The 15,342-nt window shown below is 73.1% G+C and carries 12 protein-coding genes; 6 read left to right on the top strand and 6 right to left on the bottom strand.

The window, feature by feature from the left end; genetic code table 11:
• Positions 1 to 374 precede the first annotated feature (374 nt).
• Entirely contained in the window at positions 375 to 1,088 is a 714-nt protein-coding gene (locus tag AC07BF_RS02645; protein WP_478332828.1) for a TNT domain-containing protein, read from the top strand.
• A gap of 420 nt (positions 1,089 to 1,508) precedes the next feature.
• Positions 1,509 to 2,705, top strand: a complete 1,197-nt coding sequence (locus tag AC07BF_RS02640) for a S8 family peptidase (protein ID WP_478332827.1) — start codon at positions 1,509 to 1,511, stop codon at positions 2,703 to 2,705.
• Between the two features lie 332 nt (positions 2,706 to 3,037).
• Here the strand turns inward: AC07BF_RS02640 and AC07BF_RS02635 are convergent, their stop codons facing one another.
• Positions 3,038 to 3,880, bottom strand: coding sequence for an LLM class F420-dependent oxidoreductase (locus AC07BF_RS02635; RefSeq protein ID WP_478332826.1), 843 nt, complete (start codon positions 3,878 to 3,880; stop codon positions 3,038 to 3,040).
• Positions 3,881 to 4,280: 400 nt separating this feature from the next.
• Between AC07BF_RS02635 and AC07BF_RS02630 the strand changes: the two genes are divergently transcribed.
• Both AC07BF_RS02630 and AC07BF_RS02625 read left to right on the top strand, forming a co-directional pair.
• On the top strand, positions 4,281 to 5,498 hold the full coding sequence (locus AC07BF_RS02630; RefSeq protein WP_478332825.1) for a serine hydrolase domain-containing protein: 1,218 nt from the start codon (positions 4,281 to 4,283) through the stop codon (positions 5,496 to 5,498).
• A gap of 47 nt (positions 5,499 to 5,545) precedes the next feature.
• Entirely contained in the window at positions 5,546 to 6,328 is a 783-nt protein-coding gene (locus AC07BF_RS02625; protein WP_478332824.1) for a MerR family transcriptional regulator, read from the top strand.
• 19 nt (positions 6,329 to 6,347) lie between these two features.
• On the opposite strand, the gene AC07BF_RS02620 is transcribed toward AC07BF_RS02625, so the two are convergent.
• A complete protein-coding gene (locus tag AC07BF_RS02620; protein WP_363583460.1) occupies positions 6,348 to 7,829 on the bottom strand; it encodes a CoA transferase in 1,482 nt (493 codons plus the stop codon).
• Entirely contained in the window at positions 7,816 to 9,621 is a 1,806-nt protein-coding gene (locus tag AC07BF_RS02615) for an acyclic terpene utilization AtuA family protein (protein ID WP_400808321.1), read from the bottom strand. The genes AC07BF_RS02620 and AC07BF_RS02615 overlap by 14 nt, the downstream gene beginning before the upstream one ends.
• Before the next feature lie 142 nt (positions 9,622 to 9,763).
• Here AC07BF_RS02615 and AC07BF_RS02610 point away from each other — a divergent pair, with 142 nt between their 5' ends.
• Positions 9,764 to 10,681, top strand: a complete 918-nt coding sequence (locus AC07BF_RS02610; RefSeq protein ID WP_478332882.1) for a LysR family transcriptional regulator — start codon at positions 9,764 to 9,766, stop codon at positions 10,679 to 10,681.
• 110 nt (positions 10,682 to 10,791) lie between these two features.
• On the opposite strand, the gene AC07BF_RS02605 is transcribed toward AC07BF_RS02610, so the two are convergent.
• Positions 10,792 to 12,399 (bottom strand): FAD-dependent monooxygenase, encoded by a 1,608-nt coding sequence (locus tag AC07BF_RS02605; RefSeq protein WP_478332823.1) that lies wholly within the window; start codon positions 12,397 to 12,399, stop codon positions 10,792 to 10,794.
• Between the two features lie 104 nt (positions 12,400 to 12,503).
• Here AC07BF_RS02605 and AC07BF_RS02600 point away from each other — a divergent pair, with 104 nt between their 5' ends.
• The gene (locus tag AC07BF_RS02600) at positions 12,504 to 13,226 is read left to right on the top strand and encodes a TetR/AcrR family transcriptional regulator (protein ID WP_363583454.1); all 723 of its coding nucleotides are present in this window, start codon (positions 12,504 to 12,506) and stop codon (positions 13,224 to 13,226) included.
• 140 nt (positions 13,227 to 13,366) lie between these two features.
• On the opposite strand, the gene AC07BF_RS02595 is transcribed toward AC07BF_RS02600, so the two are convergent.
• Together AC07BF_RS02595 and AC07BF_RS02590 are read right to left on the bottom strand one after the other, a co-directional pair.
• Complete coding sequence (locus AC07BF_RS02595) at positions 13,367 to 14,428, bottom strand: CU044_5270 family protein (protein ID WP_363583452.1); 1,062 nt, start codon at positions 14,426 to 14,428, stop codon at positions 13,367 to 13,369.
• Positions 14,425 to 15,066: an RNA polymerase sigma factor gene (locus AC07BF_RS02590; protein ID WP_363583450.1), complete on the bottom strand. Its 642-nt coding sequence runs from the start codon at positions 15,064 to 15,066 to the stop codon at positions 14,425 to 14,427. Before AC07BF_RS02590 ends, AC07BF_RS02595 begins: the two co-directional genes overlap by 4 nt.
• Positions 15,067 to 15,342: the final 276 nt, after the last annotated feature.

Genomic DNA, 15,342 nt, shown 5'->3' with positions numbered 1-15,342 from the left:
ACAGGTGTGCGTTTTTGCCATCCGGATGCTACGGCACCACCGGAAAGGCTCCGCATGTGCCGAAGCGTGACAGCCGACACCAAGGCGCGTGCGGTCGTCTGACAAGCGCTACCCCGGTGAAGGCGGAGGGCTGGATGAGGGCGAGGGAGCGGACGGGACGGGTCCGGCTCCCGCGAGCCGAGCATCCGTCAGCGGCATCGGCCGAACGGGTGGGCACCAGCGGCGTCGGACATCTTGTGCGCGCACGAAGGCAAATCGCCGTGCGTAACTGTGCGCGGGTCCGGCGGCCACACGGTCCGCCGTACGAGCCGACGGCCGCAACCCGCCCAGTCCCACCCCTCCACGCCCCGCACCCCGAACGGAGCCGCCCGCCCATGCGCACCCCCACTCTCGCCGCCCTCTCGCTGGCGATCGCCCTACCCCTGACGGGGCTGGCCGCCACCGGCACCGCCGCCGCGCAGTCCCCCGCCTCCCGGGCGGTGCCGATCACGGAGTGCGAGGGCGTCCCCAAGGTCCGCGATACCGGCGCCGAGAACTACCTCTGCACCCGGAAGGAACTCGGCCCGGTCACCCTGCCGACGGACTCCGTGCTGACCAAGCTGCTGGCGGGCTACGACCGGCTGGGCGGAGTGACGCCGGTGCGCTTCCTGGACTGGTACCGGGACTGGAGGGGGTGGAAGTACCCGGACCACAACGGCTTCACCGACAACAACGGCACCCTCGACATGGCCGTACAGAGCATGACGGAGCACCAGAAGCTGGACCGCTTCGGGAACAGCGCCTACGGCTCGTTCCTCGCCCCCGGCGGCACGCTGTTCTCCCAGCGCGCCCTTCCGCCGGACTCCCTCAACGGGGGCGAGGACAACTACCACTGCTTCGAGGTGCAGAGGCCGTTCAACGTCCAGCAGGGGCACATCGCGGGCGCGTTCTCCCAGCCGGGCAACGGACTCCAGCAGTGGCTCGACCCGGCCCTGAAGCCGGGCGACATCCCGGGCACGTACGACGTCGCCGCCCTCATCACCGCCGGGTACCTGACCGAACACGCCGCCGACAAGGACTTCTGCCTGTCGAGCCAGAACGACGCCTGACCCCCACCCGGCCGGACCTGACTGCGCGCGCCCGGCAACCGGCAACCGGCCCGCCCCGCCCTGCTACGCGCTCGGCGGGGCTGCCGCGGCAGTCGGCACGGGCCTGTGACCTGCGACTTCAATGCGGAGCGGGCAACGAGAACCGGTTACTCCTCGTCAAGTCGCCAGCGCGGCGGACCGGCGAGGCGACAGGGCCTGGGCGAGGTCGGTATGGGTCGCACCGCGCTCCGGCCACCGGACGACCGGCAGGGCTGGTTCCCCCGCCTCGGCCTCCCGGCACCCACCCCCGTACGGGTTGTCCGCTCCCCGCGCCCGGCAGGGCGGCGCGGATGCGACCGCCGCACCAGGGATGATCCGGGTGCCCTGCGGCCGCCGGGCCCGCAGGCAACCCGACTGACCCGACTGATCGGAGCCCGATCCGTGCCCCTGCCCCTCCGCCGGGCGTCGGCGGCCCTGCTGCTGACCCTCACACCCGTCACGGCCCTTGCGCCCGCCGCGTATGCCGCCCAGCCACCCACCGCCTCCACCGCCGTGGCCGTGGCGCACTCCGCCAGTGCCGTGCCCGGGCAGTACATCGTCACCCTCAAGCACGGCCGCGACCCTGGTGAGGTCCTGCGCGGCCTCGGCATCACCCCCAGGTTCACCTACACCGACACGCTGAACGGCTTCGCCGCCACCCTCGACCCCCTCCTGCTGCGCGCCGTACGAACCAGCCCCGCCGTCGAAGCCGTCGAGGAGAACACCACCCTCCGCGTCCCGGCCCCCCACGACGGTGCGAGCGCCACCCGGGCACCGGCCGCCACCTGGGGCCTGGACCGCATCGACCAGCGGAACCTGCCCCTGGACGGCCAGTTCACCACCCACGGCCACGGCGCCGGAACGACCGCCTACATCCTCGACACCGGCATCGACTACACCCACCCGGAATTCGACGGCCGCGCCGTACCCGGCTTCGACGCCGTCGGCGACGGCCAGAACGGCCGCGACTGCCACGGCCACGGCACCCACGTCGCCGGCACCGTCGCCGGCCGCACCTACGGCGTCGCCCCGCAGGCCCGCCTCGTCTCCGTACGCATCGTCGACTGCACCGGCAACGGCGACAAAGCCCAGATGATCGCCGGCCTCGACTGGGTCGCCCACCACGCCCAGTACCCCGCCGTCCTCAACGCCTCCGCCGGCGAGGAACGCTCCCAGGCCCTCAACGACGCCACCACCGCACTCTCCGACAAGGGCGTCCTGCCCGTCGTCTCCGCCGGCAACGACGCCGCCGACGCCTGCACCGCCTCCCCCGCCTCCGCGGACCGGGTCGTCACCGTCGCCGCCACCAACCGGCAGGACCAGGAGAGCACCTTCTCCAACTGGGGCCCCTGCGTCACCCTCCACGCCCCCGGCCAGGCCATCGAATCCGCCAAACTCGGCGGCGGCAGCACCACCCTCAGCGGCACCTCCATGGCCGCGCCCCACGTCACCGGCGCCGCCGCCCTCTACACCGCCGAACACCCCGACGCCGACCCCGCCGAGACCGCCGCCTTCCTCCAACGCACCGCCACCCGGAACGTCCTGAGCAACGTCCACCAGGACACCCCCAACCTCCTCCTCTTCACCGACGGCCTGTAACACCGCCCGCCACCACGGCACTTCGGGCCCGGTCCGGCCGTTCCCGCCGGACCAGGCCCGAACCCCGCGTTCTCCCCGGGCCGCGGCGATGACTCGATGGTGCGCGTCCGGAGGGCGGGCCCGTCGTTGACCGGACCCCCGGCCCGGGCCCGGGTGGTTGCCCGGTGCGCGGCCCGCGTCCACGTGAGACCACCGCTCGCCCATACGACACGATCGGGCCAGATCCGCTTGCGCTGGATTGCGCTCGTGCAGGTGGCCATGAACGCAATGCAGTCGGGGCGCTTCACGGATGGGGCTGGAACTTGACTGATGGCGGCCGGCCCTCGGCTCGTTCAGTGGGGGAAGCGGGCGTGTCGGCGGAGGAAGTCGGCGACGTCCTGGACGTCGTCGAGGGGCAGGGGGTAGACGACGAGGCGGGTGAGGCCGAGTGCTGCGTAGCGGTGGTAGGCCTCGGTGTCGACGGGCGTCATGGCGGTGTAGTTGAGTTCGAGGGGGCCCAGCCGGGCGGGGCGTTCGACCTCGTCGGCCGCCTTGCGCAGCCCGGCGAGGTTGGCGGCGAGCTGGTCGGGGCTGTCGCCGGCGCCGAACCAGCCGTGGCCGCGGGCGACGGCCCTGCGGTAGGCGGCGGGGCTGTGTCCGCCGATGAGGATGCGCGGGCCGCCGGTCTGTACGGGGCGGGGGTGGGCGTCGAGGTGGTCGAAGGCGACGTACCTGCCGTGGAAGGAGGGTGCGGGCTGGGTCCACAGGGCCGTCATGGCGTCGAGGTACTCGTCGGTGCGCGCGCCGCGCTCGGCCAACGGCACGCCCACGGCGGCGAGTTCCGGTTCCAGGTAGCCGGCTCCGACGCCGACCCGCAGCCGGCCGCCGCTGAGCACGTCGAGGCTGGCGAGTTGTTTGGCGAGGACCACGGGGTGGCGTTGGGGCAGGATGATGATCCCGGTGCCGAGTTCGATCCGTTCCGTGAGGGCGGCGACATAGGCGAGGTGGACGAGCGGGTCGAGGATCGGCTCGTCCGCGTCCATGGGCGAGTCGGGGGTGCGCGGGTCGGGCAGCGCCACGTGGTCGCCCACCCACCACGACCGGTAGCCGAGTTCCTCGGCCAGGGCGGCCAGGCGCGCCGTCGCCTGCGGCCGGTGCGTGGCCTTGGCGCTGATTCCGAACACTCCGAGTTCCATGACTGCCCGCCTCGTTCGACACCGGCATGTGTGCGGCCGGGAACGTCGCACCGGTGGCGTGCGCGTCTCACGGCCGTGGACCCGTCATACCCGAAGCGGAGGCCGCCGTCACGGGCGACGCGCGGCGGTCCGCCCCGGTGGCGGCGGGCACCGCGCGGAAACCCGCGGTTCTCGCCACTTCTCTCATCGAGGACTGCCGGGCTGCCACTGGTCCGTGGCGGCCTCCCGGTGGCGGGTGGCGTGGAGGCTGCCGAGCGGCGAGGGCGCCTGCCCGCCGGGGCTTGCCCCCGCTCGCCTGTGAGCCAGATCACCGTTGAGGTTGACCTTGGGTCAGGGCTCAAGCTCCTCGCAACGGCACGACGCCGACCCGGGCGTCACCGATGTGAAGGAGCACACCACCATGCCACTCCCCCTTTCCGGCCTTTCCGGCCCTTCCGGCCCTTCCGGCCCTTCCGGCCAGGACGAGAGCACCCTGCGGACCGTCGCCCCCGACGCCGCCGGGCAGGACCGCCCGGAACTGCGGAAGGCGATCGAGGAGATCGTCGACTCCGGTTTCACCGGGGTGTCGCTGCGCGTGCACGACGAACGGGGCGCGTGGGTCGGCAGCGCCGGGGCGGCCGAACTGGGCGGGGCCGCGAAGCCGCCGGCGGACGGGCGGGTCCGGATCGGCAGCAGCACCAAGACCTTCACCGCAACCCTGGTGCTGCAACTGGTGGCCGAGGGCAAGGTCGGGCTGGACACCCCCGCGGCGCACTACCTGCCCGAGTTCGGGCTGGACGGGCGGATCACGGTGCGGATGCTGTTGCAGCACACCAGCGGGGTGTTCAACCACACCGGCGAGGTCTACGCCGACGGGACGGTCGCGCCGGGCATCCCCATCCCCTACGGCACCACGGGCAGGGAGTGGATGGACAACCGGTTCAAGACCTACCGGCCGCAGGAGCTGGTGCGGCTGGCGCTGTCCAGACCGGCCCGGTTCGAGCCGGGGGCGGGCTGGAGCTACTCCAACACCAACTACGTGCTGGCCCGGCTGCTGATCGAGAAGGTCACCGGCCGCCCGGTCGCCGAGGAGATGCGGCGGCTGGTCCTGGGGCCGCTCGGACTGTCGGGCACCGTGGTGCCGGGCGCCTCGCCGGAGGTCCCCGAGCCGCACGCCCACGCCTACTACCGCTACGAGGACGCCGGCGAGCAGAGGACGGTCGACATCACCCGCCAGAACCCCTCCTGGATCTCCAGCGGCGGCGACATGATCTCCACCACCCGGGACCTCCACACGTTCATCTCCGCGCTCCTGGGCGGCAGGCTCCTGCCGCCCCCGCTGCTGGCCGAGATGTGTACCCCGCACCCGACGGGCATCCCGAACATGGACTACGGCCTGGGCGTGTTCGTGGTGACGACGGACGACGGCGCCACCGTCATCTCCCACAACGGCGCCGCCGTGGGCCACGCGGCGCTGATGTACGGCACGCCCGACGGCAGCAGGACCCTGACCGCCGCGCTGAACTGCGTGGACGACGCCGGCCTGTCCGTCGGCGGGGCGTTCCAGCAGGCGATGCACAGGCTCGTCGGCGAGGTGTTCCGCGGCGGGCAGGCCGATCCGGCCCGGCCGACGGACTGATGTGCTGCGCGTAGCCACCGAGTTCGAACCCGAGGCAGGATTGGTGGATGAACGGAGTCACGATCGGGCAGGCGGCGGCGTTCGTCGGCGTCACGGTGAAGACGGTGCGGCACTACCACAAGCTCGGCCTGGCCGAGGAGCCGGAACGCGACAGCTCCGGATACCGGCGGTACGGATCGGCCGACCTGTTGCGGCTGGTGCAGGTCCGGACGCTGGCCGCCGCCGGGGTGCCGCTGGCCGAGACCGGGCCCCTGCTCGACGCCGACGCCGCACTGTTCACCGCCAAGCTCGCCGACGTCGAACGTCAACTCACCGAACGGATCGAGGAGTTGACCGCTCGGCGCGACATGCTGCACCGGCTCGCCGACGGCGACCGGGCGCTGCTGCCCGACCGCGCCGTGGCACTGCTGGAGCGGATGGCCGACCTCGGCTTCACCCCGGACGAGGCGGCGGCCACCAGGGAGGGCTGGGTGCTGGCCAGGGCCCTGGTACCGGAAGGCTTCGACGACTACCTCACCCATGTCGAACACGCCCTGCTGGACAGCCGGTTCGTCGCCTTGCTCAAGCGCGGCGCCGAAGCCGCGGCCTGGGAGCCGGACGACCCGCGCATCGCCGAACTCGCCGCCGCCGCGGCCGACCACTTCCTCGCCAACCCCGCCCAGCTGAAGATCGTGACCGGCCTCCAAGCCCGCGCCGAAGCCGCGCGCCGGTACCAGCTGATCGCCCACCACGGCGAAGAACAGGGATCGGGCGGGGCCCGGCTGGTCGCACTGGTCGAGACCGAGCTCCGCTCCGCCGGCGTCCGCATCCCCGGGCCGGACTCCCCCTGACCGGCCCGGGGTCGCGGCGTCACCGCTCCCATTGCGGGCGGCAGGAGCCCCGGGGCACGAGGACGGTGCGGTACCGGCCGGGGGTGCGGGACATGGCCACCTGGTCGGTGACGCCCTGGTAGCGCCCCAGCGGGGTGTCGGCGGTGAAGGTCCGTGGGGGCAGGTAGGCGTGCTGCTCTCCGTGTCCGGCGGTCTCGTGGGCATAGGCGTGGTCGAACACCCCCATGGCGAGGATCCACAGGGCGGCGCGGGTCAGCGAGACGTGGACCCGGTAGCTGCCGCCGTGGGTGGCCCGGCGGGTCAGGGCCTCGACGACGCCGGCGGCCATCAGCCAGGAGACGATGTAGTCGTTGACCACGAGGATCGGCGGCAGTGCGGGGCGTTGGCCGCCGCCTTCCAGCAGCATCATGCCGGTCAGGCTTCCGGCGCTCTGGTCGAAGCCCACGCGCTCCGCCCAGGGGCCTCGTTCACCGTTGAGCGAGGCGGTGGCGTGGACGATGCCGGGGCGCAGGTGCGCGGCCTCCTGCGCGGTGAGGCCGATCCGTTCCAGGTATCCCGGCCTGCGGTTGGCGTAGAAGACGTCGGCCGAGGCGAGCAGTTCTCTGATCCGCCGGGCGCCTTCGCCCTGGTAGGGGTCCACGGTGGCCGACCGTACGCCGACGTTGGCGCTGGCGTAGGTGAGGTCGTGTTCGAACTCGTCCGGGCGCCAGAGGTTGAGGACGTCGGCGCCGTGCAGGGCGAGGGCCCGGCCGAGGCCGGCGCCGGCGATCACGTGGCCCATGCCGAGCGCGCGCATCCCGGACAGGGGCTGGTCGGCGCCGTGGGGGAACGGCTCGGGCTCGCTGTCGGCGATCTTGGTGATCTCGATCAGGGGAAGGTCGGCGAGGACGTCGCGGTAGTGCCGCTCGGCGAGCAGTTCACCGGTGGTGCGCAGCATCGGCAGGACCACTCCGGCCGCCCCGGCGGCTTCCTCCAGCTCGCGCGCGTCGCGGCGGGCGATGGCGGCGGCCACGCGGTCGGGGTCGTCCGGGACGTCGAGCAGCCGCTGGGCGGCGATCTTGATCTTGGGGTAGGGGTTGAGGGGCATGACCCAGCGGTCGTCCGCCGTACGGTAGAAGCGGAATCCCAGGGCCTGGGAGGGGTTCGACGAGGCGGTGGGCGGGTGGCCGTTCAGCAGTTCCCACCTGCGGTCGTAGAAGGGGCAGAGCCGGTGCGGGGTGACCCGCAGGTCCACCGCGATGTCCTGTCCGGGACCGCCGCGCAGCCGCCAGAGCTTGGCGATGGCGGCGGACTTGGCGGCCAGCGCGATGGCGGAGGCGGCCCCGAGGCGCAGGGTGCTGGGCACCACCGGGTCCGCGCCGTGGAAGGCGATGGCACCCCCGGTGTCGGCGGGGCTCATCCCGATCCCGGCCAGGACCTGGGCGAGGTGGGCGTGCGGGTCGAAGGCGTCGTGGGTCAGCGGGTCGGCGACCGCTTCGGCGAGTTGGTCAGTGAGCGTCATCGGGGCCCTCCGCGCCGGTCAGCAGTGCTTCGGGGACCAGGACGTGCTTGGCGCGCAGGTATTCGCCGACCGCCTTGCCGACCTGGTCGACCCGCAGATTGGACGACCCCCCGGTTCCCAGCAGTCCGCGCAGGACGAAGTGCACGGCGCGCAGGTGCTCGAACTCGTGGCGGACCACGTCGAGGTCCTTCGCCTCCGGCAGCAGCAGCCGCAGCTGCGCCGTGGTCAGCGTCCGGCGCAGCCACGGCCACACGGCGGGGTCGTGGGCCCAGATCCCCACGTTGCTGTTGCCGCCCTTGTCGCCGCTGCGGGCGTAGGTGACCGTGCCCAGCGGCACGCGGCGCACCCGGGTTGCCTCCACGGCTTCCTCTACGGCTTCCTCGGGCTCGGGGTGGACGGGCTGACGGGCCGTCGCCGTCCGGGAGGGGGGTGCGATGTCGAGGGTGCGGCCTTCGGCGAGGACCACCCGGTGGGCCACGGCGGTGATGTCCAGCAGGGCGGGCCAGTAGTCGATCCTGGGTTTCGGGCTGGTCTGCGGGACGGCCTGGCCGTCCAGGAAGAAACCCGGGATGCTCTGCAGGTACAGGCTGCCCAGCCGGCCCGCGAGGTCGAGGCGCTCCAGCGGCTCGCGCTCGCGGGCGGCGGCCATGACCCGCAGCGCGACCGTCGCGTCCCACTGCGTCTCGGGGTCGGTGGCCGCGGTCCCGATCCTGGTGATGTCCAGCTCGTCCACGCCCGCGGGCAGGTCCCTGCCGATCTGGGCGCGCAGCAGGTCCACCTTCTCCTCGACCTCGGGCGCGGTCACGTAGACGGTGTTCACGACCGTGTGGCCGATGGGCGCGAAGAGCGCGACCTTGGTCGTCGGCGACGGAGGCGAACCCGCCGCCCCGGACACCCGGACCCGGTCGGGACCGGCCGGATGGAGCCGGACGCCGTCCAGGTGGACGGTGACGTCGGGGTTGAGGTAGCGCGGCCCCTGGATCTCGTACACGAGCTGGGCGGTGACGGTGTCGACCGTGACGGCCCCGCCGTCCCGCCGGTGCTTGGTGATCACGCTGGTGCCGTCCTCGGCGATCTCGGCGATCGGGAAGCCGGGGGTGAGCATGCCCGGGATGCGGGTGAAGCCGGAGAAGTTGCCGCCGACGGCCTGCGGGCCGCATTCGATGATGTGCCCGGCGACGACCGCACCGGCCAGCCGGTCCCACTCCGTGCCGTCCCAGCCGTGCCACCACGCCGCCGGGCCCAGGGCCAGGGACGCGTCCGTGACCCGGCCGCACACGACGATGTCCGCGCCCTCGGCCAGCGCCCGCGCGATGCCCCAACCGCCGAGGTAGGCGTTGGCAGACACGGGCTCCGCGCCCCACGACGCCAGCGGCCGGCCGGTGTCGAGGTGCTCCAGCCGGTGCCCTGACCGCGCCAGTTCGGGCAGCCGGGGCAGCAGGTCGTCGCCCTCGATGTGGGCCACCGAAACCTCGACGCCCGCCCGGGCGGCCGCCGCGCGCACGGCCTCGGCCAGGGCGGCGGGCCGGAAACCGCCCGCGTTGGTCACCACCTTGACCCGCCGCCGGGCCAGCGTGGCCAGGTGCGGCCGCAGCTGGTCGAGGAAGTACTCGACGTAGCCCCGCGCCGGATCCTCCTGGTACTGCGCCGACAGGCCGGCGAGGGTGATCTCCGCCAGGTAGTCACCGACCAGCACGTCGACCGGGTCACCGGCCACGGCCTCGTCGATGGCGGTGTACCGGTCTCCCAGGTAGCCGGAGAAGTTGGCGATGCGAATGGGTCGGCCGCTCATGGTCAACACCTTCCCTCGATGGGGTGAGCCCTTCCCGTCCGACGTTAGGAGGCGACCGTCCCCGGCGGCCACGACCAATCCCCGCACGCGCACGTGACCGCACCGGTCACGTGGAAGACGGGCGTATGTTGTGGCGGTGGACATGCTGCATCTGCGGTACTTCGTGGCCGTCGCCGAGGAGTTGAACTTCACCCGCGCCGCCGCACGCCTGCACATGGCGACCTCCCCGCTGAGCCAGCGCATCAGGGACCTGGAACGCGAACTCGCCACCCCCCTGTTCGTCCGCACCCACCACAAGGTCGAACTCACCCCCGCCGGCGAGACGCTGCTACCGGCGGCCCGCGACACGATCCGACGGTTCGACGCCCTCCCCGGCCTCGTCCGCACGGCAGCCGGCACCACTGCGCGCACCGTCGTCATCGGCATCGCACCCGATGTGTCCACCGAACTGCGGACCGGCTTCCTGAACACCGTCGCGGCCCGGCACCCCGATCTCCTCCTGCGGCTGCGCCCCGCCAGCACCGAGCCCCTGGTGCGCTCCCTGCTCACCGGCGAGATCGACATGGGCTTCCTCCACGGTCCCGTCACCGGCCCCGGCATCCGCACCCTCGACCTGGAGACGGCCCCGGTGGCCGTGGTGGTCGGACGCGGGACCGGCTTCGACGCCCGCACGACCGTCCGGCTGGAAGAGCTCGCGCACCTGCCGTTCGCCTCGATCGGCTACGACGCCGCACCGGAGATCTACCGCAGACTGGATGACGCCCTGAACCGGGTCGCGGTCCGCAAGCGCATCAGGCTCGAAGGGGACAACTTCGGCGGCCTGGCCCACCTGGTCGCCGCAGGCCAGGCTTTCACCCTCATCGCCCTGGGCGGTGGCACCACGGGCAAGGCCTTCACCGGCGAGCCCGTCGTGACCCTCGCCATCGAAGGCGGCGATCTCACCCTCACCACCGTCGCGGCCTGGCACCAGGACCGGCCCGGCCCCGGCGAGATGCTGGCCGAACTGGCCGCCGCCCTCGCCAAAGGTCTGCCCACCGCCCACGGTCCCTCCCCGGGGTGACGCCGCGGGAGCGGGCGGGGAGTCGGCACCACGGTTGAACGGCCGCCCCCGAGGAGCGGGGGGCAACGCCGTGCGGCAGGACACCCGCCGAGGTCGACGCGCACCGGGGTTCAGCGCACCGGCTCGGGCTCCGGCGAGGGGGACGGCGTGCCCGCCCAGCGGTGCAGGGCGGCTTCGAGGCCGGCGGCGGCGTCGGCGGCGGTGGTGTCGGTGTCGGTGTCGGTGTCGGTGGTGTCGCAGGCCCAGGCGACCACTCCGTCCGGGCGGACGAGGACTCCGGTCGGCGTCGCGTGGTCGTCGGTCACGCTGGTCACGCTGGTCACCCGCCCGGTCCAGCCTGCGGCGAGACGGGTGAACGCGCCGTCCGCCGTACGGTCGAGCAGCAGGAACCCGCCGCCGTGGCCGTGGTCGACCAGCCGGAAGCCGTCCCCCAGCCACAGGTCGGGGGCGTACCGCCCGACCAGCGGGTGGTCGCCGGGCAGGTCGACGCGCTGCGTCACCCCAGAGATCTTCTTGACCGCGTAGGTCGCGCCCGCCCCGGTGCCCAGCAGGTCGGCGACGACCTCCCGGAGCGCGGCCGACTTGGCGTCCCCGCGCATCACCCCGATCTGGGCCCTCGTCCAGTCCAGTACCCAGGCGCCGAGCGGGCGGCGCTCGGCGTCGTAGGTGTCGAGCAGCCCTTCGGGCGCCCACCCGGCGACCACGGCGCCGAGCTTCCAGCCGAGGTTCATCGCGTCGCCGACCCCGAGGTTGAGCCCCTGGCCGCCGAACGGCGAGTGCACGTGCGCGGCGTCGCCGGCCAGGAGCACCCGCCCCGAGCGGTAGGCCGCGGCCTGGCGGGCGTTGTCGCTCCAGCGGGTCGCGGGGCCACGCAGCGCGGTGAGCGTGACGTCGGTGCCCGAGACCCGGCGCAGGCTGCTCTGCACCTCTTCAAGGGTGACCGGCGCGGAGCGGTCGGCGGGGGCGCCGCCGAACTCCACGGTGACCACCCGCCCGGGCTGCGGCCCGCAACGGTAGGCGCCCTTGGACGACCACACCCATCCGTCCGCGAGCACCGTGGGGTCGGCGATGTCGACGACCGCCAGGTGTCCGGTGAGTTCGGGGTCGGTGCCGGGGAAGCCGATGCCCGCGAGGCGGCGCACGGTGCTGCGCCCGCCGTCGCACCCGACCAGCCATCCGGTGCGCACCGTGCCGGCGGTGGTGGTGACGAGCACGCCGTCGCCGGTGTCTTCGAGCGCGGTGACCTCCACCCCGCGACGCACCGCCACGCCCAGACGCGCGACCTGGCCGGCCAGCAGCGCCTCCAGCTCGCGCTGCGGCACCATCCGCGCTCCGTCGACGGCGGTGTGCGCGGCGAGGTCGGTATCGGACCAGTCCACGAGGTCGGCGTCGAGGACCATCCCGGCGAAGTGCCCGGTGAAGCGGGGTGCGCGCGCCGGCCGGCCACCGCCGGGCGGCCGGTCGACCGCGCGGGCGAACGACCCGACCCGTTCGAGCTGCTCCCGCTGCACCTGTTCGGCGGCCGGCAGCAGGCCGCGGCGGTCGAGCGCCTCGGCCGTCGGGACGTTGACCGCCCCCGCCTTCATCGACCGGTCCGGCTCGGCGAGCCGTTCGAGCACCTGCACCGTCGCCCCGGAGAGCGCCAGCTCGGCGGCGAGCACGAGGCCCACCGGCCCGGCGCCGACGACGGTCACGTCCACGTCCACGTCCTGGTTCATGGTCTGGTTCGAATCCTGATGCGGATCCCGGTTCACGTTCACATTCCTAGTCACGAACAATGTTCTATAAACGAACAGCGTTCGTGTCAAGCTATGATGGTCCGGTGAACCCGAGAGAGCGACGCGCGGCACGCCACCAGCCGCCGAACCCCGACGCCGAAACCGACCCCAGGCCGCGACGCCGCAAGGCCCCCATCACCGTGGACCAGGTCATCGACACCGCGCTGGGCGTCATCGCCACCGAGGGCTACGAGGCACTGACCATGCGCCGCCTCGCCGGCGCCCTCGACACCGGGCCCGCCTCCCTCTACGCCCACGTCGTCAACAAGGCCGACCTCGACGAGCTGCTCATCGGACGGCTGTGCGCCGCGCTCGCCCTGCCCGAGCCCGACCCCGCGGCCTGGCGGGACCAGATCCGCGGCGTCTGCACCCGGATCCGCGACCAGTACCTGGACTACCCCGGGATCTCCCGCGCCGCGCTCGCCATCGCCCCCACCGACCTCGAAACCATGCGCGTCAGCGAAGGGATGCTGGCGATCCTGCTCGCCGGCGGCGTCGCCCCACAGGCCGCCGCCTGGGCCGTCGACGCGCTCCTGCTGTACGTGGCCGCCTACTGCCTCGAAGCCTCGATCGTGCGCCAGCGAGCAGCACACGACGACGACGCGTGGGTCCTCGACCGCGACGAGCTGCTGCGCCGCCTCACCGCCCTGCCCGCCGAGACCTTCCCCCACACCACCCGCCACGCCGCCGAACTCACCGCCGGCACGGGCCACGACCGCTTCGACTTCACCGTCTCCCTGATGATCGACGGCCTCGCCCGCCGCTAGGGCGTGACGTTCCGAAGCCGGCCGGGTTCACTGTCAACTGCTGTTCACGCAGCTCCGCCCGTCTGCTCACACAGCTCCGCCCGTCGCCCCGGCCCGAGAACGGGGGCCGGAGCGACGGGCGGAGCGACGCGCGGGTGTGGTCAGGCCTGTGCGTTGCCCGGCTGGCGGCCGGGGGCGTCGGCGGCGGCGCGCTTGAGGACGGCGGTGTTCGCGGTGACGGTGCCGGGCTTGACTCCGTAGGCTTCGGTGACCTGGACGCTGCGCTCGCCCAGGAAGGCGTAGGAGCTGCGGTCGAAGATGATCTCGTCGCGGGAGCCGGTGGTGGTGTTGGTCCGGGCGATCGCGATGCCGGTGCGCCCGGCGGCGTCGGTGGCGCTGTCGAGGAGGACGACACCGGGGATGCGGGCCGCGGCCTGGTAGAGCGCGGCGGCGAGCTTGCCGGGGACGGCCTGCTCGCGGATCAGGTCGGCGATGGTGACGAACGCCTCCTGGTCCGGCCCGTTGCCGCTTCCCTTGGTCTCGGTGTAGATCTTCTGCAGCAGTTCCTGCGGGTCGGTGGGCAGGGTGCGCACGTAGTCGTAGGAGGGCGCGTTCAGGTAGGCACCAGTGCCCGATTCGAGTGCCTTGCCGCCTTCCGGGGACTTGCCCTCTTCGGTGAGCCAGCCCGTGCGGCCGTCGGCCGAGTGCCAGATCTGGCGCTGGTGGGGCTTCTCGACCCACACGTTCGAGGTGCCGCTGGCGGCGTCGATGGTGCCCGTGAGGTGGGAGACGGTGCTCTCGATGTAGACGTACTGCCCCGGGCGCAGGACGAGGTCGGGCGCGGCCGCGGCGGCCAGCGAGATCCGCTCCACCGCGCCGGCCAGGCCCGCGGTGTCGCCCGCCGAGACCTGGATGACGGGTGCGGCGACGCGCTCACTGCGCGCGGGGGTCGTTCCCGGGCTGCCGAGCGTGGTGGCCGCCACGGTGGCGGCGAGGGCGAAGGCCGCCACCGTGGTGGGCACGGCGATCAGCAGCCGCCGACGCCTCCTGGCCTCGGGGCGGACCGGCACTGCGGCTTCGGGGGTACGGGTGATCTCGTTCATCAGGAACTCCTCGATCTGGCGCTGTCGGCCGAGCGGGGCGGCCGGTGCTCCGGCCGCCGGCAGCAGGTGCCTCAGCTCCGCGTCCTCAAGCGGCTGCTGCCACTCCGGGGTGCTGGTCATCTGTTCCACTCCTTGTTCGACCGGGCCGGAACCATCCGGCCACCCTGTACTTGTCCGGCTGCCGGCAGGGGTTCCCGGCGAGTTTTCGAAGCCTGCCGCAGTTCCTTGTCGGCCAGAGCACGCAGCCGGGTCCGGGCCCTGGAGAGCCTGGAGCGCACGGTGCCGACCGGGATGCCGAGGGCCTCGGCGGCCTCGGGGTAGCTGAGGCCCGCCCACACGCACAGCGAGAACACCTCGCGCTCCCCGCGGCGCAGTTTCTCCAGCGCCGCCTTGGCAGCGAGCAGTTGATCGCGGTCGGCGAGCCGGCCGACCAACTCGTCGGCGAAGTCCGGGGCGGGTTCGGCGAGCGGCATGCGGGCGAGGGCGGCCGCATGCCGGCGGGCGGCCCTGGCCCGGTTGCGCAGCACGTTGACAGTGATGCCCATCAACCACGGGCGAGGAGTGGTCCCCTCGTCGCGGAGCTTGTCCCGCAGCCGCCAGGCCTCCAGGAAGACCACCGCCATGACGTCCTCGGCACCGGCGCGGTCCCCGCTCACCCGGACCGCGTGCGACAGAACCGCCTGCGAGTGCTCCTGGAACAACTGCCGGAAGGCGCCCGGGTCCCCGGCTCTGATCCGTTCGTGCAGCGAATAGTCCACACCTCTGGTTGTCCGGCCACCACGAAGCAGTTCCAGTGAGCTGCGTCACAGGTGTGCCGGCAACCGGCGGATGCCTTTCGCGCGGACGACGGGTCCTCCGCGCAGGTGCCGACTTGAGCGGCGGCACCTGCGCGGCGGCACCTGAGGCGCTCGGCCCGGTGGCGAGCGGCTGCCACCGGGCCGTCCCCCGAACGCCACGAGGTGTTCCGGCGAACCCCCCGATGCCAGAAACTCTGCAGCGGCGGCGCATTGTCCGAAAGAGCCCTCTGGGCAGGA

This window comes from Kitasatospora sp. NPDC043950 (assembly GCF_056435345.1).
Note: the sequence above shows the minus strand (reverse complement) of the source record. Positions and strands in the feature narration are given on the sequence as shown.

What these genes read in the sequence shown, in the direction of transcription:
- AC07BF_RS02645 (WP_478332828.1), top strand. Translation starts at nt 375, where the DNA reads ATGCGCACCCCCACTCTCGCCGCCCTCTCGCTGGCGATCGCCCTACCC.
- AC07BF_RS02635 (WP_478332826.1), bottom strand. Translation starts at nt 3,880, where the DNA reads ATGGAACTCGGAGTGTTCGGAATCAGCGCCAAGGCCACGCACCGGCCG.
- AC07BF_RS02630 (WP_478332825.1), top strand. Translation starts at nt 4,281, where the DNA reads ATGCCACTCCCCCTTTCCGGCCTTTCCGGCCCTTCCGGCCCTTCCGGC.
- AC07BF_RS02625 (WP_478332824.1), top strand. Translation starts at nt 5,546, where the DNA reads ATGAACGGAGTCACGATCGGGCAGGCGGCGGCGTTCGTCGGCGTCACG.
- AC07BF_RS02620 (WP_363583460.1), bottom strand. Translation starts at nt 7,829, where the DNA reads ATGACGCTCACTGACCAACTCGCCGAAGCGGTCGCCGACCCGCTGACC.
- AC07BF_RS02615 (WP_400808321.1), bottom strand. Translation starts at nt 9,621, where the DNA reads ATGAGCGGCCGACCCATTCGCATCGCCAACTTCTCCGGCTACCTGGGA.
- AC07BF_RS02610 (WP_478332882.1), top strand. Translation starts at nt 9,764, where the DNA reads ATGCTGCATCTGCGGTACTTCGTGGCCGTCGCCGAGGAGTTGAACTTC.
- AC07BF_RS02605 (WP_478332823.1), bottom strand. Translation starts at nt 12,399, where the DNA reads ATGAACCAGGACGTGGACGTGGACGTGACCGTCGTCGGCGCCGGGCCG.
- AC07BF_RS02595 (WP_363583452.1), bottom strand. Translation starts at nt 14,428, where the DNA reads ATGACCAGCACCCCGGAGTGGCAGCAGCCGCTTGAGGACGCGGAGCTG.